The following is a 24713-nucleotide window of genomic DNA, read 5'->3' as shown; positions in this document are numbered from 1 at the left end:
TCGGGAGTACTCAAGGTGAAATTCGGGGCTATCGCATTCACGTTGACGCCTTCCAATGCTTGAATCCGGGCGGCAAGCAACTTGCCCGGCCCCGTCGCTCTGGCTTTATCCGTTAAATTCGCATAACAGGCCTTCAACTCGTTCAACTCCATATTCCCCATTCTTGCTGTCTGAATATAAGCCGCAAACACGTTATCCTTATTTCGTTCCACGATTACATCCAAACGCTTTTGAGCCTCCGTCATCAATTTATCCAACTTCCCCTTCAACTCATTCGCCGTACGAAAATGTTTTTTGGCACTAGCTTTCTCTAATTCTTTCTTTAGTTCATTGATTTTCTGCTTTTCCTCGACTACGATAGCTTCATACGTGACAAGTTCTCGTTGCAACTGTCCTCCTTTAATCGTGCATTTCCCAGACTGGAACAACTCCATCTCGTAAGGAACCTCCGCCTCCAGCATGAAAACAAACCCTCCTCCATATCCCGCCACACAAATCAATGCCACGCAAGGTTCTTCAACCTCTCCTTCCACCACAAACTTCCCGTTATCAATATCTCCTTGTCCCAAGGTGTCGATCCCACCAACCCGTTGCGTGATCACGATCATCTTCCCTTCTGACATTTCGGGGATTTTCCCGTTGATCGTGAATTTTTTTCCTTCCCCGAATGAAACTCCGGGGAAAAGGAAAAGACATGTTATAAATAATTGACTAAATAATCTCCACATAATTAACGTATTACTCTCATTATTGTTGTAAAAACAAGATCCTTTATCTCTCCAAAACCTGTAAACGTGTGTGATTCCACGAAATCTCCGGCCTCATCCAAAACCACTTCATGCAATTCTCCGGCACCCGCCACGTTCACCACGATACCCAAGCAACGATAAGGGCTACTACCATCCGGGAAAGAAGCATCACAATCCGATCTGAATTTCAACCGAGACACGACATTACCCGCATCATACAACTCAATCGCCTCTTTACTCACGGTATTATACAAATACACCTTGCTCTCGTCCGTGTAGAAAAATTGCTCGGCATAAGCCGAAGAAGTCGCGAAACAAGTACTTTCATTAAACCCTAGTTTTCCTAGTTTCACTCTCGTCACCTTGATCGGAGAGTCGTCAGCTTTCGCTGATTTACTCTTGTTACTAGCCTCGATATAAAAGATATAACACGTGTCCGCCATAACCCCGATAGCCGTGGCACCCATCTCCTCTGAACCGGAAGTCACCCCTTGCCCCAGCCACAGGATTTTCATCTGATGTGTCCCGGCATCGTCCACCTGCGTCATTCCCTCAACCGGGAAATCACTAATCTCGACCGTATTCCCCTCAACAGCCTCTTGCGGATAACTTCCATCCGCACTGGAAACATTGTAACATTGATTATACGAAGGATCAAACGACATGAATTTCCGATTATCCTTATCCCAGATTGTAGTGAAACCGTTCCGAGACATGAAGATTTTATCAATCCGGTAATTCTGCACATCATTTTCCGCCAAACCGGCAAAATAATAACCGCTCTGTCCGGCATGATAAAATTTACCGGCATCATCTACGACTATCGAATATCTTGTCATCGGATGAGCTTCACCATACTTCAAGTTATTCGGATTACTTCCCGGGGCAAACAATAACCTGGAACTCTTCCTATCTTCCAACAAGAAAGGAAGCATCAATGCCACGGAATCCCGCTGAATAACATAAAGACTTTCCATTTTATCTATCCCGTCCGAAAAAGTCAATTGATTCACGTACGACAACGCCTCCGCTTTCTGGAAACGTTCTCTATTCCATACATCCTTGTAAGCATCATAACTAATGATAGGACTCGTGGAATCCGGTTCCTCCACGGTTCCCAATCTCCGGTTATTCTCCGGTCCGTTTAAAACGAACCACGCATTTACGAAAGGAATTTTCGTACTCATCGTAAAATCCCGATAATACTTCACCCCGGTCTTATTATCACTCAGACGAAATTTGACGTTATATTTCGTCGTCTTCTTCGGGGGATAAACCAACTCCAATTCTTTCGTAAAAACACTATCTACAACCTGTTTCGAATTCTCCGTGTATCCGACAGTCCACAAATATTCCAAATCACCTTCACCCTCCGCCATACTCTGGCTAAAAACCGGAGAATAAGTTACTTTCAACTCTTCCTGAGCCGGTTGACGGTATTCATACCGATACGAGTTTCCTTCCTCCACCACGATCGGTTCGGGCATAAAACCAAGTCCCTCAATCGTGTTAACTTCCTTGTAATCATAATTTCCCTTATCATCATAACATCCGACCAGAAACCATGTAACAAATCCGAATATAAGTATTAATTGTTTCATCATCTTTCTATTTTACAAATTCATAGAATCATATTGCTATCTCATATCGTCGGGAATTGATCAAATGGTAATGGTGAATCAGGATTTGCCGCATTATACTGGTCATAAGCATCCCGCAGCCGCTGATTCATCCCACTCTCGTCATCTATCCAATACCAGCCAAAATAGTTATAATCATAGCCCAGAGCTTCCTGCATAAACTCGTCTTTCGCCATCGAATATTCTCCGATCAAATAATTCCAATACGACCACCACGCCGGTGCGGGAGGTTCCGGGAACGTGAAATCCTTTTCTTCTCCGGGATGCGATGCGTTGAAATCGTTCAACGCTTTGGTCAAAGTCTTAATATCCGCACTCCAATTGGCATACGGATCATACAATTTCCCCAGAATTGACACCATGAACGCATATTTATCTTCACTAAATTCCCCGACAACACTCGTATTCCATCCCGACGGTTGGGGATACCGGTTACTCAACCGAACCTGAAATTTGTTTTTCTCCGCGGCACCAACCTCCAATGACGGGTCGGAATTTTCTGCATCAAGCACGATCCCAATCGTATAGTTCACCCGGGCCACGGGATTTAACACGTACACATCTACCGAATCTCTCAATTGTCCTGCCCGGAATACATAGGAAGGTTCAAATTCAAGAAACGTCGTTGCCGTTTCATCCTCCCCTTCGGTTACTACCGCTTTCAAGCGGAATTCTCGGTCATATTCCGCTGCATGTCCCATCAAAGACAGATTCAAACGCACCTTCTTTTTTACCAGAGAATCACCCGTGTACCAACGATCTACATAAAAACCGCTGTTTCCCGGTTCACCATACCAGATCGTATCCGGCCTGTACTCCTGCATAAAATCAACTGTTACCCTCATCTGATTTGTATCATAATCAAATTGCAACCCGTCACGTTCTATCGAATAACCGATAATTTCCTTCTCCTGACATGCCGCTAAAGAAAATAACAGGACACTTACTATATATATATATCTTTTCATAATCAACTATTTATATTTAAATGATTATTCAGCTTCACCGTATGTTTTCTCATCATCCGGAACAGGAAGCACGTAAGCGGAAAAATTCTCCACGGGACAACGATAAAACGTACTCATATTATGTCTCTTCAAGAAATAAAAATACTGTCCTTCAGCAAAAAACTCTTTCTGATACTCCTTGTTCAACGCTTCCAGTCGTTGGCTTTCTGTTACATTCGTTCCCAAATTGTACGCACGGGAAATACCCCTCGCATTCTTCACCGCATTGATATATTGGCCACACTCTGACAAATCCACAGACTCCGCCAAGATATAATACATCTCCGATAAACGGATCAACGGGATATTCTCCCCGTACAACCCGGAACCCAAGTACTTACGACACAAAAAGAGATTACCCGATGTATGTATAAACCCGTAATTGGAACGATAACGCATGTCATTCAATCCGATACCCTCGTTTATCTCGAACACGGAAGAAATATTCGAACGGGAGATATAATATTGAGTGTCAAAATTCGAACCGTCTTTCCAATAAGCCGATAACTTTTCCTCCATATTATACATGGAAAGGGCAAAGAGCGTTTCCTCGTACAAAGATACATCCTCCCGGTTATCCCTAGCCAGTCGCAAACCCGATCCGTTGATCACTTCCCGGGCATACCTTGCAGCCTGAGCCTTATTCCCAGCATACAAATACGCCCGGGCCAGCATCGCCTTCACGGCATACTTATTCATCCGGTATTTACGTGCCCCGACAAAAGGTTCATCTGCCACTCTTTCGTAATTCATCGGATCATTCTTCAACAACTCCTCGGCCTGTTTCAGATCTGCGATAATACGTTTCATGACCTCATTCGCTGCCATCAGGGGAGCACTATCCGAGTTGAATTTCTCCCGGTAAGGGATACACGCTTTTGTTGAATCCTGAGAATAAATCGGTCCCCAGAGACGTAATAAATCCAAATAATGGAATGCTCGTAAACCGCGGGCTTCGCCCTCCATCAATTCCCGGTATCCATCTGTCACGATCACATCTCCATTCGTTTCAAGATACTGCAAGAAATTATTGATATTTGCGATCTCGTTATACAGCTTCAACCAGATATCTGCAATCGCCGTTTTAGAAGATTCCGTCTCCCCGTAATTATAAATCAAGGCCCTTTCCTCGTCTGTTACAGCCTCCGGAGCGTAATTATCATAGCGTTGTACCAACCTCTCGATAAAATCAAATGTCATCTGCCTGCCATACGATTTCTCAAGAACCATCATACTATACAACCCGGTCAATGCACTTTTAAATCCATCTTCCGAAGTAAAAAACTCCTCCGCCTCGATATCCGTTTTCGGATTCACATCAATCCAATCCTTACACGAAGACAAGCACAATGAAGTAACACAGATTATAACGACTAATATATTTTTCATCTTGTATTCCTCCTCATTTTAGTTAAACAATACAGACAACGACACGTTGAATACCCGCGCAAACGGATAATCCAATCCTCGTTCCGTCCTTATCGAAGAAATACGCCCCAAATCCTCCATCGTGGCATTCAATGACATACTTGCAATCCGACAAGCTTGCAAGAACTTGAAATTCTTCGGGTCGAAACGATAACCCACAGACAACGATGTAAACGACAGTTCATTACGCTTTTGAGCGAAACGACTACTCATCCCGGTCTGTTGCCCCATGATAGATATAGACTTGTAACGGGCGTTCGGATTCTCCTCACTCCAACGATGCGATAATGCTCGACGATCCAAATTATAAGCCGCACTTGAATTCTCAATCTTATCTACCAAGGTCTGGTTATACCACCAAGCCCCCAACTCGTAGGAACAAGCCAACGACACGCTCCAATTTTTATACGTGAATGAAGAAGATATCGCACCTCTTAACTTAGGTTCCTGATCCCCGACAGCGACTTTATCCAATGGATCCCACAGGTAAGTCTTCTCCCCGTTACGTGTCAGGAATACTTCTTGTCCCGTAGCCGGGTCAATCCCCAGTGAAGGAACCACGAATAACTGGGTAGTAGATTTCCCCTCCTCGTAAATCGCTTCCGGGGCCCCCGTTTTCTTTTCAAGGTTTTGCTGGTTCAAAGCCTTCATCTCATTTGAAATCTTCTTGATCACGTTACGATTATGCGATCCGTTCGCCGAGATACTCCACTGGATTTGCCGTTCGTAATCCTGAATAGGCATCACGCTGAATTGGATATCGTACCCCTCGTTCTCGACCGCCCCCACGTTCATCGTCTTCGATGCAAATCCGGTAGAAGGAGCCATATTATAATCCAGCAACAACTCATCCGTGTAATTATTATAATAAGAGAACGAGGCATTCACCCGGCTATTCCACAACCCGAGTTCAAAAGCCAGACTCCGGTTCTTCGTGGTCGACCAACCCAAGTCAGGATTACCCATTCCTTTCAATTGCGCCCCCAAGATATCCGAGGATGGATACGGGAACAACAAATCATCATACGTGTAAGTCTCTTTTGCCTGATACGGGGAATAACTCTGGGATCCCGTGATCCCGTACGATCCGCGCAACACCATATTAGAAATGATCGTATTCTGCAACCATTTCTCCCGATGCATATTCCAACGAGCCCCGGCTGCCCAGAAAGGAGCCATTCCCGTGTTAGATCCGAATTGAGAAGAAAGATCACCACGAACACTAAAATCCACAGAAAAACGCATATCATACATATAACTCACCTGCCCGATAATCCCAACCGTACGAGAAGTTGATTCCGAGCCATTCACCCGGTCTTCCATCTCGTAAGCAAACAAGAAATCATCCATGTTATCATTCGGGAATCCCAATGCCCTCAAACTAACACTATTGCTTTTTGATTCTTCCACATTCCAACGTCCGAACACGCTCAATAAATGTTTCTCTTTCGTGTAATTATAATTTACTGAAGCATTCACACTCCACGACACATTCTCTCCCGTACTCTTGTCGTAAGACCCTTTTCTCGTCAGGTCGGTTTCATTTATAAAATCCGTGTGATTCATGGATTTAAACTTCTCCATTCTGGAAGTTCCCTTGGTTATGGAGGCTCCCATCGACACCCGGAAATTATCCCGAATTGCGCACTCGATCGTGAAGTTATCCACCACGCTGAAATTCTCCGTGAAATCCTTGTACTTCCACAACAAATTATACAACGGGTTCACGATCGTTTCAGTTCCCCCTCCTTCTCCCGGTAATAGCTTCCGGTCGAGAAAACTCGTGTAACGCCCGTACTCATCCGTCTTCCGGTAATAAGGATTCAATCTAGTGTATTGACTAAAAGAACCATAGGGAGAATTATCTCCTCTAACATTCGTCAGACTCAACTGATTTTGGATATTCCATTTTTTCCGACGATACTGGAGAGACAAGTTCAATCCCATCGTATTACGTCCCGATTCCTTCATCACTCCCGGCTCCCTCGAATAATTTATTCCCAGGTTATATCTCAGGGCTTCGTCCCCCCCTTCCATCGTCAAAGAATGACGATGAGTGACGGCCGTCCGTAAAGGTTCTGATAACCAATATGTATCTACCCCTCTCAAAATCTCAGTCTTGTAATGATTATAATAATTCAACTGATTCGTGGAAGTAAACATACCCGCCATACGCTCGTACTCCAATTTCTCCTCGGCGTCCATCAAATTATAATCAGACAAATCAGGAACCGAAATACCCATATTCATACTGTAAGATATATTCAACGCTCCCGGAAGAGGTTTCTTCGTTTCCACGACAAGCACCCCGTTAGAAGCCTTCGAACCATAAATTGCCGTGGCGGCGGCATCTTTCAATATCGTGATCGACTCCACGCGTTCCGGGTCAAGATCCACGATCTTCTGTAATGTCGTCTCAAAACCATCCAACACGAAAAGCGGCATATTCGGACGCTGGGAATAATCCCCCATCATCATTTCCATACTATTGGCATCCACACCGCCATTTCCCAATTGCACGTCTCCTCGCAAACGGAACTCCGGCATGGCATTCGGGTTCGATCCCGCGTTATTATTCTCCACGATCCGGAAACTCGGATCAAAAACCTGAAGAGCCTTCAACAAATTATTCGGACTAATCTTTTTCAGCTCACTCCCCTTCACAGACACGTAACCTCCCGAAAAACTCTCTACTTTCCGGGGAGCCATACCCGTTACAACCACATCTTCAATCTCCGTCGTCTTCTCTGTCAACTTGATCTCCAACTTATCCATATTCCCGGTAATAGCAATCGTCTCCTCTTCATACCCGACAAACGAAACGATCAAAGCGGATACGCCCGCCGGGACCTCGATAAAGAACTTCCCGTCAAAATCAGTCACCACCCCGATACCCTTATTCTCTTTCAAGATAACACTCGCTCCCGGTAAAGGTTCTTTCGTCTTGGCATCAATCACCGTACCTTGAATCTTGAAAACAGCCTCTCCCCGTGACGGGGCCTTGTATTTCAAAACAATAACCCGGTTAATCTGGTACTCGACCTCCACTGGTTGATCACCCAAAACCAACATCAACACGTAATCCAACGGACGTTCTTTCACGTCGAATGAAACACTCTTATTTACATCAATTTGTGAATGATTATAGAAGAACCGCACCTTAGCCACGGAAGCCAAGGTATCAAGAACCTCATTCAACTTCATATCCTTCACATTCATCGTGATTTTCATGTCTTTATACTCTCGTTCCTGCCCCATAACCGAATGAGAAGAAAACAACACGCATAAAAAAACACAACAAATCAGTTTAAACCCTAAATACTGGTATAACCTCTTCTTTTTTTGCATAATTTTGTATCGCTTTTAGTTTAGAGATATTAAATTAAAACTTTACAGGGGGAAATGCATGTCCAGTACATTCCCCCTTTATATTCAACCTATTGCATTACTTGATTCAAAATCTTCTTATACTCCTTGACTTTATTGTACTTCTTCAAATAATCTTTCACCAACTTCTCGATAACATCGAAATCCTTGTTCGCCGCGATTGAATCGTACAAAAACACGAACAAAGCCGTATCCCTCAACTTCCCATCATAAAAAGAAACGAAATCACGGTATTGTTCTTCAAGCGAATCAGCCGGTTTATATTCCTTTCCCGCGGCATGAGCTTCTTTACCCCGCACATACTCTTTGTAAGGAGCCAACAGGCACATGTACGCCCGACTTCTCAACGATGCCTCATCATCCCGCAACTTGTACCCATCCAAAGCAGTCCAGTAATCGGGAGTCATACAATCTTCCAACTTTTTCTTGTGATAAGACGAACTGGCATACGGATAAGTAATTAAATTCGTCAAAAGAGTTCCTTCAATCCCCGACAAAACCATATTGTACACCCGCGGATCAATCTGATCTTTCACCTGATTCAAAATCTCCACCTCATCTTTCCACTCCATCAAAGTAGCCTCGTGAAACTTCTTGGCATCCACCAGCGTCACCAACATTGCCGGGATATTCGTCTTGTAGCCACGCTCTCTTTGTAAAAGTTCCTTCTCGTGTAACTTCGAGTTTACAGCCACCGCGGCAGGTGTTCCGGAGAACTCCACCTTGTCATAACTCCGCCCGTTATAAGTCACTTTCACGTGAATCGAATCCCCCGGTTGCAGATACACCTCGATAAAGGTATTCAAAATCATCGTGGTGATATCATCCAATTCCACGGAGAATTCCATCAACTGCCCGTCCTTGTAAGGGAATTCCATGTTAATCCCCTCCTTTTCCAAGAAATCGAAATGTACCTTATCCCGCAAATACCCGGAAATCTCGGCAGTAATCACGGTCGGGCGTCCTTTAGCTTCCACCGTAAAGGAAAACAAACCGCACAAACAGATAATTAAAAGTATATACTTCATATTACTCCCATTATTTCTTTAAAACTTCTTTCACTTTACGGATCAACTCCTCCCCTCTAAGATCAAGAGCGATAACCTTTCCATCCGGGTCCACCAGAATCGTGTAAGGAACCGCCGACACGTTACATAACTTCACGGGAAGCGTGGCCCACGATTTCAAATCACTCACCTGAATCCATTTCATCTTATTTTTCTCCACCGCGTTCAACCACGCATCTTTCTTCTGATCCAGGGAAATTCCCACGATCTCGAAATTCTTTCCCTTACACTCCTTGTAAAGCTTCACCACGTTAGGCATCTCCCGCATACAGGGACCACACCAAGAAGCCCAGAAATCAACCAACACGTACTTCCCTCTCAGACTACTGAACTTGAACATGTTTCCATCCTTATCCGGTAATTCGAAATCCGGCATATCACTTCCCACCTTAAACTCCGCCAAACGAATATACTCGTCCAACTGTTTCGTGTAAGGGTGATCGTTCAAACACGGGTCCACCACCGCACGCAACTCCTTCAACTTATCCAGAGACACGTTCGCCTTCATCTCCCAGAAAATCATAAAAGGAGCGATCGCTTGATCATTATACCGGTTTACAAGTTCCTCTTGTAACTTCAACGATCTTTGATTATGCAAATTCGTCCGGGCCTTGAAATCCCGTTCCCGATCTTTATCTGTCTGATTTCTGTTCAACAAAATATCAATATTTGCCGCACGGCGCACGCTATCCATGATATGCCTAACTTCCGCATTATACGCACTAAATATCTCGTTATTAGCCGTCCCCGACACATCACAATTCAAAAAGAACTCCGAATTCGCCTTGACACGCACGGTTCCATTTTCCACCCAGACAGGAGTAATCGGGCTCAAACTCTCCGGATCACTACTCTTGACAAAATACATTTTGGGGACACGAACATCCTTAATATTAAAAGTATAACGATTATTCTCGACATCACAACTATCTACCACTTTCGAGGTCCCGTTAATCTCCTCCTCTTCCACTAAATATACTTTCTTTCCCTTGTAAACACCATCCAACACTCCTCGAATCACGCATCCTTCATTCCCTTTTGATGTTGCATCCTGCCCGAAAAGCCCGACTGCAAACATCAATAAACATCCCAATACTAGAATTTTCTTCATACAATCTGATTTAAGTATTAAATAAAAATCACTTCACATATAATTTATCCCCTTCTATCCGGCACGACAAAGATGACGTCTCTCTTAATCGTTGAATAAAAGCATCAAAACTCTCTTCCTTATAAATCACACCCGTGTAAATAACCTTAGCACTCTCCTCGCTTTCAAACACAATCTCCACCTCGTACCAACGTTGTAACACCCTAGCCACTTCCGACAAAGCCCGTCCTTTAAAAACATACTGCCCGTCCTTCCAAGCAATATAATCCTCCACGTTCACCACCTTTATATTCACGTCCTGATTCTCCTTGTCCCAACGCAACTGCCTTCCGGGCTGCAAATTGTAACGTTCCTTTCCCACGTAAGTCGCAACACGCCCTTCCACCAAAGTTACCTCGGCAAACTCCTCATCCGCATAAGAATTGATATTAAACGACGTGCCCAACACTTCCACCTTCATCCCATTCAGCACCACGAAAAACGGATGCTCCCGATCCTTGGCCACTTCCAGATAAATCTCCCCTTCCGCGTACACCACCCGCTCGTCTCCTGTAAACGCCACCGGATAACGTAGAGATGATTGTGCATTCAACCATACTCTCGTCCCGTCAGCCAACGTGAACGAAAAATCACACTGAGACGGAGTCGTCAACGTATTATAAACCATTTCTGCCTTCGTTGAATCTGAGGTGCTATATTGCATTCCCCCCTCCGTTTTCATCGTAATCTGTACCCCGTTCTCCTCGTTCAACGTCAAATCTTGATTATAAAGCACCATTTGCTCCCCGTTAGAAAGCGTCAACACAGGTGCATTCTTTTTAACCTCCTCCATCTTTCCGAGCTGCTCCGGTAACTCCTCTGTCACTTCTCTCTGAAAATAAAACAGAGCTATAAACAAAGGCAAAGCAATGATTGCCGCATAACGTGAAATCCTCACGATCAAGCGCCTACGCGTATCTTTTTTCTCCCTTCTCCGCACAAAAGAATCAAAAGCTGTTTGTACATTACTATTGGCATACAACCTAATTTTATCCTGCATCACCTCGTCAGAACAAATCCGTTCGTACAAATCCCGGTTCTCATCAGAAGCATTTTTCCATTCATCTAGTTTTAACTGTTCTTCTTCGGTAATCTCACCAGCTAAACTATTATATATCATATCAGATATCTCAAACCATATTTCTTTATTATGTTCCATAAAATCACATTTTTATCTATGCCCTTAAACGTTCCTTTAATGCTCGTGAGAATTTTTATTCTTTAGCTTTTTACATTGGATTACTACTTTTTCTTAAGGCGTTTGTAATTAGTGTCTTCCAATATTATTATATGTTTAACATTTAGCTGATTAAATGTCCCTTTTGCACTATCATTAAAGGAACGTTTATTCCGTTTCATGCCCAACTACAATAACAAAACGCACAAGTATTCTAAAAGGGGGGGTGACAACTAAAAAAAATACATCTTTTTTTCTACAAGTCTATTTTTAAACGACTTACAAATAAACTTTCCTTTCAACAAACATAGGGTAAGCCTTATTTTTATATGAACGTCACGCTCAATATCAAGAAGACTCCCCGACGTCACCTGCAAATTAATAAAACTATATAGGAAATTCATTTAGCGGGATAAGCCCTAGAACCAGAGCAACCCGATCAAGCATTGTAATTCGCCATCCTTTAACTGGGCGGCCAACTTTTTCTTACCGCTACTTTTGTGTTCTTTCACGGTATCCAGCGAGATATGCAATTTTTCGGCGATCTCCGCGCCTTTCAACCCTTCAAGGGTCATCATCATTACCATTTTACATTGAGGCGGCAACGTCTCGACGGCAGCCATCAGACGGGCGTACACGTCCTCCTCCAACACCTTATCCCAAAAGTGTTCTTCTTCCGTTTGCGAAGACAAAATATCCTTATAATATTTATCCCGTACCTTCTGTTTCCGGAAATGGCTGATACATCTGTTCTTCAGCGAACTATACAAGAAATATTTCACCTCGTTCACCGTTTTGAACTTGTACCCGCTTTCCAACATCGAGATAAAGACATCTTGAACCAGATCCTCCGCCACGTCGTTATCCTTCACGTAGCAAGTAGCCAATGACTTCAACGCCACGTAATAACAACTGTACAAATACTGGTAAGCCCGGTTATCATTCCGTCCCAGCAAATCGAGTAAAACTTCTTGATCCAAAACCTCTTCCTCCATTGGAAAACAGAAAAGGGAAGCGTCTCAAAACCTCTCTGAGACGCTTCCCGCTATAACATTAATCGAAATTACTTCTCTTCAGCATAAGCGTCAATCGGGTCGCAAGTACACATCAGGTTACGATCGCCATAACCATCGTCTACGCGACCAACCTGCGGCCAGAACTTGTTCTCTGCCACCCAAGCCAGCGGGTAAGCCGCCTTACTACGCGGGTAAGCGTGAGTCCACTCGTCAGCTGTCAACACTTTGTGCGTGTGCGGGGCATTCTTCAACACGTTATCCGTCTTGTCGGCCTTTCCTTCGCCCACCTCGATCATCTCCTGACGAATCGTCGTCAAGGCAGCGATAAAGCGATCCAACTCCTCTTTCGGCTCGCTCTCCGTCGGCTCAACCATCAAAGTCCCGTGAACGGGGAATGACAGGGTCGGGGCATGGAAACCGAAGTCCATCAAACGTTTCGCGATATCCAATTCGGTAATACCGTACTCTTTACTGAACATATTACAATCCCAGATCATCTCGTGACCTACGCGACCTTTCGATCCCTTGAACAGAATCTTGAAGCCCAGTTTCTCGAATGAAGAAGCCAGGTAGTTGGCGTTCAGGATAGCCATCTTGGTCACCATTTCCAATCCTTCACCACCCAACATCAACAAATAACCGTAAGTAACAGGCAACATACCTACCGAACCGTAAGGAGCGGCAGCCACGGCGTGAATTCCATGTTCACCACCTGTTTTCACCATCGTGTGAGTCGGCAAGAATTCAACCAATTTAGGAGCTACACATATCGGACCAACACCGGGACCACCACCTCCATGAGGCATGGCAAACGTCTTGTGCAAGTTCAAATGACAAACATCAGCTCCAATCGTTCCGGGATTCGTCAAACCGCATTGCCCGTTCATATTCGCCCCGTCCATGTAGAACAACCCGCCATTCTCATGAATAATATCGGCCAGTTCCTTAATAGACTCCTCGAAAATACCGTGCGTTGACGGGTAAGTAATCATGGCTCCTACTAGGTTATCCCGATTCTCGATAGCTTTCTTGCGGAAATCCTCCACGTCAATATTTCCTTCCGGATCGGTAGCCGTCACGATAATCTTAAACCCGGCCATTGTGCTCGAAGCCGGATTAGTACCGTGAGCGGAAGCGGGAATCAAAATCACATTACGATGCCCTTCTCCATGAGCGATATGGTATTGACGCATCACCATCAAACCCGTGTATTCCCCGGCTGCACCCGAGTTCGGTTGCAAGCTACAGCCGGCAAAACCGGTCACCTTGCACAACATATCCTCGGTCTCCCGGATCATTTGCTGATAACCTTCTGCTTGAGAAATCGGGGCAAACGGGTGGATAGCACCCAACTCCGGCCACGTGATCGGCAACATCTCCACGGCTGCATTCAACTTCATCGTACAAGATCCCAAAGAAATCATGGAAGTAGCCAGAGAAATATCTCTTCTCTCCAAGTTCTTCATATAGCGCATCATTCCCGTCTCGGAATGATAAATATTGAACACGGATTGTTGCAGAATCTCGTCATCACGCAACATCGCCGGGTCAAGCACCGTACGATCGTCCAAGAATTCCACATGCTCGGCCGTCTTTCCGGCAGCCTTGGCAAAAATACCGATAATCGTGTTAATTTCTTCCTCGTTAATCTTCTCGTCAGTAGATAAACCAACCACTTTACCACAACCGCAATTACAGTAGAACAAGTTAATTTCTTTCTCCAAAGCGGCATCACGAACGGCAGCCTGAGAAACACCTTCCGGTAATTCGAAACGCAACGTGTCGAAGAACTTATCCACTTTCAACTTGTAACCGAGCTTTTGGATCTCTTCGGCCAAAATCACGGCTGCCGAATGAATGTGACGGGCAATTCTCTCCAATCCTTCCCGACCGTGATAAGCGGCATAGAACCCGGCCATCGTGGCATTCAACGCCTTTGCCGTACAAACATTGGAAGAAGCTTTCTCCCGTTTAATATGTTGTTCGCGAGTCTGCAAAGCCAGACGCAACGCGTGATTCCCTTGCGCATCAATCGTTACACCGATAATACGTCCCACGATATTACGCTTGTACTCCTCTTTCGTCGCCATATAAGCAGCGTGAGGACCACCGTAAGACATCGGGATACCGAAACGTTGAGTCGTTCCCACAACCACGTCGGCTCCCCACTCTCCCGGAGGGGTCAACAGCACGAGGCTCATCATGTCAGCCACAACCGACAACAACGCACCGTTAGCATGTACCCGATCGGCGAAAGCCTTGTAATCGCGTACTTCCCCGTTCGCTGCCGGATACTGGATTATAGCACCGAACACGTCGGGTGTGAATTCGAATGTATCGTAGTCACCGTAAACCAACTCGATCCCTTGCGGGGCAGAACGGGTGATCAACACGTCCTTGGTTTGCGGGAATATCTGGTTATCAACAAACAATTTGTTGGCTCCCGCCTTTTTCATTTCCTTACCGCGCAAGCCATACATCATGGTCATCGCTTCGGCAGCAGCCGTGGCCTCGTCAAGCAACGAACAGTTGGAAATTTCCATCCCCGTAAGTTCAACGACCATAGTCTGGAAATTCAACAATGCCTCCAGACGACCTTGAGAAACTTCTGCCTGATAGGGAGTGTATGACGTGTACCAAGCCGGGTTTTCCAATATATTCCGTTGGATCACGGCAGGAGTAATCGTGTCATAATATCCTTGACCGATAAAGGTTCTGAATAATTTATTCTTAGAAGCCACCGCTTTCATCCGGGAAAAGAACTCGAACTCGGTAAGAGGTGCCGGCAAGTCCAACTTGTTCTTCAAGCGAATAGACTCCGGTACGGTTTGCTCGATCAACTCGTCAAGTGAATTAACACCAACCACCTTGAGCATACCTTCGATATCCTCGGGACGCGGTCCTATGTGTCTCCACAAAAATTTCTCTGTTGCCATGTAATTTATTCTAATTATTAATGATTTATATTCATAAACATCGTTTCGTCAACGATTGTGTAAAAATAGTCATAATTCTCTTCATTACAAAAAAACGATAAAGAAGTTGTGAGACGACATGTTATTTCAAGAACGAACGTGTTACTTCCGAGAACAGGTATCGGAACAAAGATACATTTCCGGCTAATCATACTGAAATCCTAAAGCAATAATCTCCCGACAATTACCACTTATTAATTCTTTCCCCCGCCAAGCGCATGATATAAATGTATGACACCCTGCATTTTGCTTATTTGATCTTGAACCAACGTCAGTTGAGCATTCAACAGAGATTGTTGGGCGGTGAGCACTTCCAGATAATTAGCCGAAGTGTAGCGCACCAATAACAATGTCTTCTCCGTGGCAGCCTGTAAATCGGCTATCTGTTGTTTGTCGAGTCGAATACGGGCGTCTGCCGTCTGCCATTCGGCAAGCGCATCATTTACCTCTTTGCCTGCATCAAGAAGAGATTGTTCAAATAACAGAATAGCCTCTTCCTGACGGGCTTTAGCGATCTTCAAACTAGCACGGTTACTTCCCCGGTTAAACAACGGGGTGGTGAGTTGAACGAGAGCGTTCGAGAGCCATTTACCCGGATTGAGGATACTTCCGCCTCCATTATTCGTCCATCCTAACGTGCCGGAGAGCGTCAGGCTCGGATAAAAAGCGGAGCGGGCAGCGTTGGTCGCGTAAAAAGCCTCCGCCAAGGCAGCTTCCGCACGCCGCACGTCGGGACGATTAGAAAGAAGCTCAAGAGGAACGCCAACCGTCAACTCATCGGCAAACACCTGTTCTTCCAGAGTTCCACGTTCGATGAGACGAGCAGGTTGCTTCAGTAATGCCGACAAGCAATTCTCCGTCTCGCTAATACTCTTTCGAATGGTCAATAGCGAGGCATCAAGAGCCGTACGGCTGGCCCGTGCCTGATGTACCGCCACGTCATTTGCCCGTCCGGCCTCAGAGAGAGCCTCCAACATAAAGATCGTTTTGTCCCAATTTGCCAATGTTTGTTCGGAAATTGAAAGTTGAGCATCAAGCATCAGCAACGTGTAATAACTCTCGGCAACAGTCGCCACCAATTGGGTTTGCACGGCCTGCATGTAAGCTTCACTCGATTCGAGCGCAGCACGGGCTCCTCGTTTTGCATTAGTCACTTTCCCGAAAACATCCAATTCCCATGCGACAGAAGCTCCCAAATTGTAAGTTTTTTTCATTTCACCATTATAGCGGCTAACTGCAGCTTGCGGGGCCAAGTCCACTGATGGTAGGTAAGAGAGACGAGCATTCATCAACACGGCTTGCGCTTCCTCTATTTGCAGACGTGCGATATTCAAGTCCGTGTTCCGTTCCAAACCTATAGAAATCAGCATTTGAAGATACGGATCAGTGAAAATTTCCCGCCACGGCTTCGTCGCCATGGAAGTTGCATCCGCCCCATACGTTTCCCGGTAAAGACTATCCGTTTCTATTTCCGGACGGGTGTATCCGGTATATATGCCGCATCCGTTCAGCAAGAGAGAAGCGGCAAGAAATATTCCTATTCTTTTCATATCAACATCATGGTTTATTGAGGTTCCACAACCGAACGCCCGGGCAGAAATCGCTCTTGAACATACTGAAACAAAATAAATAACGAAGGCACCACGAACAACAGAGCTATCGTTCCCGCCAGCATACCGCCCACCGTACCCACACCGACCGAAATATTACCGTTAGCACCCACACCCCGCGCGAACATCATCGGCAGCATTCCGAAGATCATCGTCAACGACGTCATCAGGATAGGACGCAAACGGGCTTTGGCGGCAGACATAGCTGCAGCCGTGATACTCAATCCCTGCTTACGTTTGCTCGAAGCATATTCCGTAAGCAAGATCGCAGTCTTGGCGAGCAAACCGATAAGCATGATCAACCCTGTCTGCATATATATATTATTCTCCAAGCCCCACAATTGAGCGAAGATGAAACTTCCTGCCAATCCGAACGGTACCGAAAAAATAACGGCAAACGGTATGAGCAAACTTTCATAGAGAGCACACAAAATAAGGTAGATAAAAACAATACAGATAATGAAAACCATCGTCGTGGTATTACCCGTAGAGGCTTCCTCCCGCGCCATGCCGCCAAACTCGTAACCATAACCTTCAGGCAGTGCTATTTGCGCTACTTCTTTGATGGCACGAATAGCCTGCCCCGAACTGTAACCGTCAGCAGGAGCGCCATAAACGGAAATGGCCGAAAAGAGGTTGAAACGCGAAAGACTTTCCGTGCCGTATACCCGCGAGAGTGTCAGGTATTGTGAAATAGGAGTCATCTCCCCGCTACTGTTACGAACATAAATATTATTCAACGCTTCGGCATCCAACCGGTATTCGGGCGAGGCCTGCACCATAACACGATAGAGCTTAGTAAAGCGGTTCAAATTGGACGAGTAACTACCTCCCACGTAACCCGAAAGCGTGTTCAGCACATCCGAAGGTGACACCCCGTTACGCTTGCACAAAACGGCATCTACCTCAACCATGAACTGCGGATACTTGGTGTCGAAAGTCGTATAGGCTCGTGATATTTCGGGACGACTGTTCATAGCTTCTATAAAAGCTTTGGTATAGCGCAGCAAGTCTTCCACGCTTCCCCCCTTCTTGTCTTGCACGTAAAGTTCGAAACCATCACTCGTCCCGTATCCGGAAATCATCGGGCTGGTAGAGACTCGTATCTGCGCCGCCTTGATATGATCCGTGCGGCGGTAGATTTCCTCCATAACCGAGTTCAGATCATCACCTTTTCCCGTACGCTCGTCCCACGACTTTAAACGAATGGTATACGAACCACTGGAAGCTGACTGATCGTGTCGGGCATTCTTTCCCGTGACACGCGAGTAAATTTTAATTTGCGGAATGTCGCGAATTGCTTCTTCCACCTCATCCATCACCCGTTCCGTCTCGTTCAAATTACACCCGGGCGAAGTCTGCACGTTCACGTTGATCGTCCCCATGTCTTCCTGCGGTACAAGTCCGGTCTTCGTGACATTCATCAGCCACACCAAGACACAGCAGGCCCCGACAACAGCCCCTACCGCCACGCTCTTATGCCTGAACAAGAAGAAAACACCTCTCTCGTATTTTCCCGATATGTGCCGGAACGAGCGGTCGAAAGCGTAATGGAAACGGTCGGAAAACTTCATCTTCCCGTCTACCGCCTTTCCCGCTCGCAGTTTCATGATTAGGGCACAAAGAGCGGGACTGAGGGTCAAGGCATTAAGCAACGATATCGCAACGGCCACGGCCATCGTCAGCCCGAACTGGGTATAAAATGTTCCAGTCGTGCCACCCATGAAGCACACGGGGATAAACACCGCCATGAACACGATGGTCGTGGTCACCAAAGCGGAGGTCAGACCATTCAATGCATCTACTGTCGCTCTATAAGCAGAAGTATAACCTTCATCGAACTTCGCTTGTACGGCTTCGACTACCACGATTGCATTGTCCACCACAGTCCCGATAACCAGCACGATAGCAAAAAGCGTCAACAGATTCAAGCTAAAACCCGCAACGTAAATAAAGGCAAACGTTCCCACTAAAGAGACGATAATGGCAAGCGAGGGAATAAGCGTGGCTCGCAAATCGTGCAAGAACAGGTAAACCACCAACACCACCAGCACGATAGCAAGCAACAGCGTTTCCACCACATTGGCAATAGAAGCATCGAGAAAATCCTTCGTACTCATGATATCCTCCAGCACCATTCCCTTAGGCAAACTTGCAGAAATATCATCGGTCACGGCATCTATCTCTTTGATAATCTCGTTAGCATTCGAACCTGAAGTTTGGGCGATCATACAGTTAGCACCCGGATGTCCCCCCGTCTGGCTGAGCAAAGCATAATTCTCCGCTCCAAGTTCCACGCACGCCACATCCTTTAATCGCAACACATCACCGTTAGGCAAAGAGCGAATAACCATATTTTCGTAATCCGATTCCTCCTCGTAACGCCCGCGATATTTCAAAACATACTGGAAGGTGTTGGCGGATTCCGCCCCCAACGTACCGGTAGGCGACTCCACGTTCTGCTCGGCGAGTACCGCGGCTATATCCGAAGGCATCAGACCATATTGCGCCATCTTCCGCGGATCAAGCCAGATACGCAGCGAATAATTGGCTCCCCAAATATTCACCTCCCCCACACCGGCAATACGTGACATCTGCGGCTCGATATTAATTTTCATGTAATTAGTCAGGAAGTTGGCATCGTACGAATCATCCGGAGAATAAAGCGAAAGCGATTTCAGCGAACTATTTTGCCGCTTACGCACGGTGACACCCGATTTCGTCACCTCTGCCGGAAGCAAGCCTTGCGCCGACGCCACCCGATTCTGCACGTTCACCACAGACATATCGGGATCTGTCCCCTGTCGGAAATAGACGCTGATAGATGCCGAACCGGTATTCGTGGCCGTGGAAGTCATATACATCATATTTTCCACCCCGTTCAACTGCTCTTCCAAGGGGGTAATCACGCTTTTCATCACCGTCTCAGCATTAGCTCCCGTATAGGTTGCCGTGACACGCACGGTAGGCGGAGCGATATCGGGAAACTGCTCCACGGGCAGTTGACTCAACCCTATCAGCCCCACGATGATAATTGCCACCGAAATCACTCCCGACAATATGGGACGATCTATAAAAGTCTTGACAACCATAATTTACTCCTTTCCGTTTTGAGGATTAACCACGACACCTTCACGCACCAACCCGGCACCTTCGGCAATAATCACATCCCCTTCCTGCAAACCTGCCTCCACAATATACTCCATGCCGTTATTCAAGCGAAAAACTGTAACAGGAGCGGACTGAGCCTTACCATCCACCACCTTATAAACAAAGACGCGGTTCTGTAGCTCGTAAGTCGCCCCCTGCGGGATAACAATACACTCCTCCCGAATACTCGGCACGATAACCGCCCCACTACCTCCACCCCGCAATATCCCCCTGCTGTTAGGAAAATCGGCTCGTATCGTCACCGTTCCCGTTCCGGCCGTGACGAGCCCACTCACGGCACTGATTCGTCCTTTCTCAGGATATTTCTTACCGTTGCTCATGCGCAGTTCCACTTCAGGCATTTGCTTGATAAACTCTTCCAAGGAACCGTATTGCTCCATCAAATCAATAATCTTACTTTCCGTCAGGGAAAAATAAGCATACATCCGGCTATCATCCGAAACGGTAACAAGAGGACTAGCAATACCACTACCGACCAACGTCCCCACTCGGTAAGCAATCATTCCCGCCACCCCGTCCACCGGGCTTTTCACTTCAGTATAAGAGAGATTATTACCCGCATTCACTTTCTGAGCCTCAGCTTGCGCCAACGCGGCTTCGGCTGCAGCAAAATCGTTACGAGCGGCACTAAGGTCATAATCACTCACCACGTTCTTTTCACGTAACGCTTGTGTACTTTCCAGATTTAGCCGGGCTGTAGCAAGCCTAGCCTCGGCACTCTTCACGTTGGCCTCTGCTTCCGCCAACGCCGCACGATAAGGCACTTGATCAATGACAAACAAGACCTGTCCCTTACGCACATTCTCCCCCTCATCAATACAAATACGGGTGATAAGTCCGCTTACCTGCGGACGCACTTCCACCACCTGTTGTCCCGCTAGCGTGGCAGAATACTCCGAATTAAGCGTACGGTCAGATGCCTTCACTGCAATAGTTTTGTAAGCGGAAATATCTTCACTCACAGGTTCATCCTTGCAAGCCGTCAAAAATTGACAAGCAAGAATCAGTAGGAAAAAGATTTTATTTAACATGCTTGAAAATATTTAAATTCATTTTATCTCTACAAAAATAACCACAAGCAAAAAAGATAAACCTTCAATACAAAAATGTGGTGGTAGAATCATCAAATGTGGTGGTAAATGAAAAGACCACATTTGCCGCATCTCAAAAAATGAAGTACCTTTGCATTATACGATCAATGAGATAAATACAAACATAAACTTATACAATTATGAACAAAAAAACAATTCTCACCATGATCTTGACCGGATTTCTGGGTTTGACACAAGCCCAGAACACGAACACATCTTCCGAGCATGTAAAATCCGCAACGGCCATCAGCAAAGTGCTGGGCGACGGGCGAAAAGTAACAACCGTTGTTTTGGAATACGACTCGCCCATCAGCAACAAGAGCCTCTCGACCGATAGTTATCGAGTAGAAGGTAAAGAAGTGACCCGTGTCTACGCCAACAACGCACCCGAAACAACAACACAAGGCACGAACGGACAATATGTAATCATCGAAGTGAAAGCAGAAGTAGACCTTCAAGCACAACCCAAACAACCCACTCAGGCTGATTTGGAAAAAAAGAAAGAGCGCGACCGGATGCAAGGCGGTCCCGGGCTACGAGCTGGCTGGAGCACGGGAGGTGATGATGAATATCCGGGTAATGCAGTCGTGTTCCAGACAGGAAACATCAAAACCACCAAAGGAAAAACCTACAAAGCAAATGAAACCCCTATAGAAAGTACCGAAGAAAAATGTCTCGTGGCCGACGATTTTCAACAGTTCGAATTTATCAGCCCCTACACGGGACAGGTGCTACCCTACAATCTCTACCTGCCGGAAGATTATGATCCCAACGAACAATACCCGTTAGTACTGTTCATTCACGACGCTGGCGTGGCAAGCGGCCCGGTAAAACAAACACTTTACCAAGGCAACGGAGCCACCTCATGGGCTGAACCGGAAGCTCAAGCTCGCCATAAATGTATCGTCGTGGCTCCCGAGTATCCGTTCATCACGGTGGACGACAATTGGAACTACAGCCATCATCTTGACGCAACTATCGCCTTGTTAAAAGACCTGCAAACGCGCTATTCCATCGACTCGAATCGCATCTATACCACCGGACAGTCCATGGGCTGCATGTCCTCCATCGTCATGATGCTGAAAGAACCCGATCTGTTCGCGGGAGCCTTGCTTGTTGCCGGCAAATGGAATCCAAGCCTGATGGGACCGCTTGACAAACAGAATATCTGGATTATCTCCTGTGAAGGCGACACATCGTCGAACTCGCTGCAAGGGCAAGCCGTAGAGATATGGCGCAAGCAAGGTAGCACCGTGTCTGAAGCCACTTGGGACATGACACTCACCCCCGAACAGTTCAGCGAAGAAGCCGACAAGATGCGTGCCGAGGGCAATCACTTACTGTTCACTCATCTCACCGGCGGCAATCACCGGGCAACGTGGTTCGTGGCTTATGGCATAGAAGGAGTGCAGGACTGGCTGTTCGAGCAACACAAATAACAATCCTCAATGATGAAGAACGTTCCCCTCTATATTGACCTTGCTTTCTGCTTCATCTTTCTGCCGCTGATGATACTCATTTTCCCGGTGGAACGATGGCTTGACACGTATCCCGTGTTCGTTTGCTCCTTCGTGTTATGGTTATACATCACCTATTTTCTCAACCGACGAATCACGGTCCCACTGTTGTTTCGTCATCGGCGACAGCGTGCCTGCGGGCTATGCATTATGCTCGTGTCGCTCACCCTCACTTATGCAATGTCCTGTTACGAGGTTTCATCCCCGCTCTATCATCTGTACGAACACGTTTACCCGCGCACGATGGTGAAAGTCCGTCTCAACCAACAAGCCGTGTGGCTACTCTACGTCGTGGTTGCCACGTTCAGTTTTGCCGTAGGAATGCTTACCGAAATCAACCGGCAACGGCAAGAACGCGAAGAAATAGAATACGAACGCAACAAAGCGGAACTGGCTCTCTACAAGGCTCAAATCAATCCACACTTCCTGTTCAACACGCTCAACACACTCTACGGCCTGCTCATCATGCACTCCGACAAAACCGAAGTAACCATGGAACGCTTCATCAACCTGACAAAATACATGTACAACAATGCGAACCGTGAATTTATCGCCATATCCGAAGAGGTGGAATATATCGACCAGTATATTGCCTTGCAAGCATTACGACTAAACGAATATGCCGACATATCCTTCACCCACCGGATAGAATCACCCGAAATGCCCATACCACCCATGCTACTGATCACCTTCATCGAGAACGCCTTCAAGTATAGCATTTCCTCCAACGAACCGTGCTTCATCCGTATCCGTCTCAACCAGCAAGGAGACAATCTCTGTTTCGAAGTAGACAATACCGTGTTCGAACGAGAGATGAAAAACTCCAAAAGAATGGGTATAGAGAACTGCCGTAAGCGCCTTTCGTTACTCTATCCCGAACGCCACCACCTGGTCATCGGGAAAGACAAAGACAACATTTTCCATGTCCGACTCGAACTTCAATCCGAATCCCTATGAAATGCATTGCCATTGACGACGAACCAATCGCACTAAGTATCATCCGCCAGTATTGCGAACGCCGCGGGAACATTACCCTGGAAACTTACAGCTCACCCCGGCTGGGCATGCAACGTATCAAAGAATGGCGTCCCGACATCGTATTCCTCGATATAGAAATGAACGGTACTTCCGGCATTGAACTTGCCCGAGAACTACCTCCCACCTGTTGCCTGATATTCACCACAGCTTACGCCCACTATGCCCTTGAAGGATTCGAAGTGAACGCCGTCGATTTTCTGCACAAACCCTATTTTTACGACCGTTTCGACCGAGCCTTGCAAAAAGCCGAAAAATGGCTTCGGATGAACGACCTCCTGACCGTATCAGAATCATCCTCCCGCCAATTACTCCTAAAGGCCGAGTACAAAAACGTGACAGTTTCCATTGACACGATTCTATACATCGAATCCATAGACAATTACGTTAAGATCCATGCCACCGATGACACAACGTTACTCTCGAAAATCACCCTGCGAAACATCGAAGAACAACTTCCCCCGGGTGAGTTCATACGAATACATCGCTCTTTCGTGGTACCGAAAAACCGGATTGTAAAATTTACACGCTCCGAAGTAGTGCTGGCCAAGAACGGGAAAAGCCTACCCGTCGGGAAGAAATACGTGGATGATGTCATGAAGTTTTTAAGAAAAGAGGAATGAAACAACCTCCTGTCTCGTAACTCTCCCGGCACAAAATATTAAAATAAAAAACGGAGAACTGAAATTCAAT

General features: G+C 46.2%; 16 protein-coding genes. 3 read left to right on the top strand and 13 right to left on the bottom strand.

All coding sequences use genetic code 11. From position 1 onward, the window contains the following. The 13 genes from DWW52_RS19700 to DWW52_RS19640 all read right to left on the bottom strand — a co-directional run. A partial coding sequence (locus tag DWW52_RS19700; protein WP_118717577.1) for a DUF4369 domain-containing protein occupies positions 1–728 on the bottom strand: 728 nt, incomplete at its 3' end. A gap of 2 nt (positions 729–730) precedes the next feature. Next, entirely contained in the window at positions 731–2350 is a 1620-nt protein-coding gene (locus DWW52_RS19695; RefSeq protein WP_158582677.1) for a PKD-like family lipoprotein, read from the bottom strand. Between the two features lie 41 nt (positions 2351–2391). Then, entirely contained in the window at positions 2392–3357 is a 966-nt protein-coding gene (locus DWW52_RS19690; RefSeq protein WP_118717573.1) for a DUF4843 domain-containing protein, read from the bottom strand. Between the two features lie 24 nt (positions 3358–3381). Further along, complete coding sequence (locus tag DWW52_RS19685; protein WP_118717571.1) at positions 3382–4785, bottom strand: RagB/SusD family nutrient uptake outer membrane protein; 1404 nt, start codon at positions 4783–4785, stop codon at positions 3382–3384. A gap of 18 nt (positions 4786–4803) precedes the next feature. Continuing rightward, the gene (locus DWW52_RS19680) at positions 4804–8172 is read right to left on the bottom strand and encodes a SusC/RagA family TonB-linked outer membrane protein (protein WP_233556994.1); all 3369 of its coding nucleotides are present in this window, start codon (positions 8170–8172) and stop codon (positions 4804–4806) included. An 89-nt stretch (positions 8173–8261) separates the two neighbouring features. Beyond that, the gene (locus tag DWW52_RS19675; protein WP_118717569.1) at positions 8262–9239 is read right to left on the bottom strand and encodes a hypothetical protein; all 978 of its coding nucleotides are present in this window, start codon (positions 9237–9239) and stop codon (positions 8262–8264) included. A gap of 10 nt (positions 9240–9249) precedes the next feature. Then, positions 9250–10389: a TlpA disulfide reductase family protein gene (locus DWW52_RS19670; protein ID WP_233556993.1), complete on the bottom strand. Its 1140-nt coding sequence runs from the start codon at positions 10387–10389 to the stop codon at positions 9250–9252. A gap of 28 nt (positions 10390–10417) precedes the next feature. Then, positions 10418–11587, bottom strand: a complete 1170-nt coding sequence (locus DWW52_RS19665; RefSeq protein ID WP_118717567.1) for a FecR family protein — start codon at positions 11585–11587, stop codon at positions 10418–10420. Positions 11588–12024: 437 nt separating this feature from the next. Next, positions 12025–12600: an RNA polymerase sigma factor gene (locus DWW52_RS19660; protein WP_118717565.1), complete on the bottom strand. Its 576-nt coding sequence runs from the start codon at positions 12598–12600 to the stop codon at positions 12025–12027. 68 nt (positions 12601–12668) lie between these two features. Beyond that, positions 12669–15557, bottom strand: a complete 2889-nt coding sequence (gcvP, locus tag DWW52_RS19655) for an aminomethyl-transferring glycine dehydrogenase (protein WP_118717563.1) — start codon at positions 15555–15557, stop codon at positions 12669–12671. A 233-nt stretch (positions 15558–15790) separates the two neighbouring features. After that, a complete protein-coding gene (locus DWW52_RS19650) occupies positions 15791–17146 on the bottom strand; it encodes an efflux transporter outer membrane subunit (RefSeq protein ID WP_118717561.1) in 1356 nt (451 codons plus the stop codon). A gap of 14 nt (positions 17147–17160) precedes the next feature. Continuing rightward, positions 17161–20298: an efflux RND transporter permease subunit gene (locus DWW52_RS19645; protein WP_118717559.1), complete on the bottom strand. Its 3138-nt coding sequence runs from the start codon at positions 20296–20298 to the stop codon at positions 17161–17163. Positions 20299–20301: 3 nt separating this feature from the next. Further along, on the bottom strand, positions 20302–21408 hold the full coding sequence (locus DWW52_RS19640; protein ID WP_118717557.1) for an efflux RND transporter periplasmic adaptor subunit: 1107 nt from the start codon (positions 21406–21408) through the stop codon (positions 20302–20304). A gap of 200 nt (positions 21409–21608) precedes the next feature. On the opposite strand from DWW52_RS19640, the gene DWW52_RS19635 reads away from it, so the two are divergent. Genes DWW52_RS19635 through DWW52_RS19625 form a run of 3 tightly spaced genes read left to right on the top strand, consistent with a single transcriptional unit; the run spans position 21609 to position 24643 of the window. Further along, on the top strand, positions 21609–22907 hold the full coding sequence (locus tag DWW52_RS19635; RefSeq protein ID WP_118717555.1) for an alpha/beta hydrolase-fold protein: 1299 nt from the start codon (positions 21609–21611) through the stop codon (positions 22905–22907). 9 nt (positions 22908–22916) lie between these two features. Further along, complete coding sequence (locus tag DWW52_RS19630) at positions 22917–23942, top strand: sensor histidine kinase (protein WP_233556992.1); 1026 nt, start codon at positions 22917–22919, stop codon at positions 23940–23942. Next, on the top strand, positions 23939–24643 hold the full coding sequence (locus tag DWW52_RS19625) for a LytTR family DNA-binding domain-containing protein (protein WP_118717553.1): 705 nt from the start codon (positions 23939–23941) through the stop codon (positions 24641–24643). The genes DWW52_RS19630 and DWW52_RS19625 overlap by 4 nt, the downstream gene beginning before the upstream one ends. The last annotated feature ends 70 nt before the right edge of the window (positions 24644–24713 follow it).

This window comes from Odoribacter sp. AF15-53, assembly GCF_003479425.1.
Taxonomy (GTDB): Bacteria; Bacteroidota; Bacteroidia; order Bacteroidales; family Marinifilaceae; genus Butyricimonas.
Note: the sequence above shows the minus strand (reverse complement) of the source record. Positions and strands in the feature narration are given on the sequence as shown.

Coding starts and splice junctions, on each gene's coding strand:
- DWW52_RS19645 (WP_118717559.1), bottom strand. CDS start 20,298: ATGGTTGTCAAGACTTTTATAGATCGTCCCATATTGTCGGGAGTGATT.
- gcvP (WP_118717563.1), bottom strand. CDS start 15,557: ATGGCAACAGAGAAATTTTTGTGGAGACACATAGGACCGCGTCCCGAG.
- DWW52_RS19685 (WP_118717571.1), bottom strand. CDS start 4,785: ATGAAAAATATATTAGTCGTTATAATCTGTGTTACTTCATTGTGCTTG.
- DWW52_RS19665 (WP_118717567.1), bottom strand. CDS start 11,587: ATGGAACATAATAAAGAAATATGGTTTGAGATATCTGATATGATATAT.
- DWW52_RS19640 (WP_118717557.1), bottom strand. CDS start 21,408: ATGTTAAATAAAATCTTTTTCCTACTGATTCTTGCTTGTCAATTTTTG.
- DWW52_RS19690 (WP_118717573.1), bottom strand. CDS start 3,357: ATGAAAAGATATATATATATAGTAAGTGTCCTGTTATTTTCTTTAGCG.
- DWW52_RS19695 (WP_158582677.1), bottom strand. CDS start 2,350: ATGAAACAATTAATACTTATATTCGGATTTGTTACATGGTTTCTGGTC.
- DWW52_RS19660 (WP_118717565.1), bottom strand. CDS start 12,600: ATGGAGGAAGAGGTTTTGGATCAAGAAGTTTTACTCGATTTGCTGGGA.
- DWW52_RS19675 (WP_118717569.1), bottom strand. CDS start 9,239: ATGAAGTATATACTTTTAATTATCTGTTTGTGCGGTTTGTTTTCCTTT.
- DWW52_RS19670 (WP_233556993.1), bottom strand. CDS start 10,389: ATGAAGAAAATTCTAGTATTGGGATGTTTATTGATGTTTGCAGTCGGG.
- DWW52_RS19650 (WP_118717561.1), bottom strand. CDS start 17,146: ATGAAAAGAATAGGAATATTTCTTGCCGCTTCTCTCTTGCTGAACGGA.
- DWW52_RS19680 (WP_233556994.1), bottom strand. CDS start 8,172: ATGCAAAAAAAGAAGAGGTTATACCAGTATTTAGGGTTTAAACTGATT.
- DWW52_RS19630 (WP_233556992.1), top strand. CDS start 22,917: ATGATGAAGAACGTTCCCCTCTATATTGACCTTGCTTTCTGCTTCATC.
- DWW52_RS19635 (WP_118717555.1), top strand. CDS start 21,609: ATGAACAAAAAAACAATTCTCACCATGATCTTGACCGGATTTCTGGGT.
- DWW52_RS19625 (WP_118717553.1), top strand. CDS start 23,939: ATGAAATGCATTGCCATTGACGACGAACCAATCGCACTAAGTATCATC.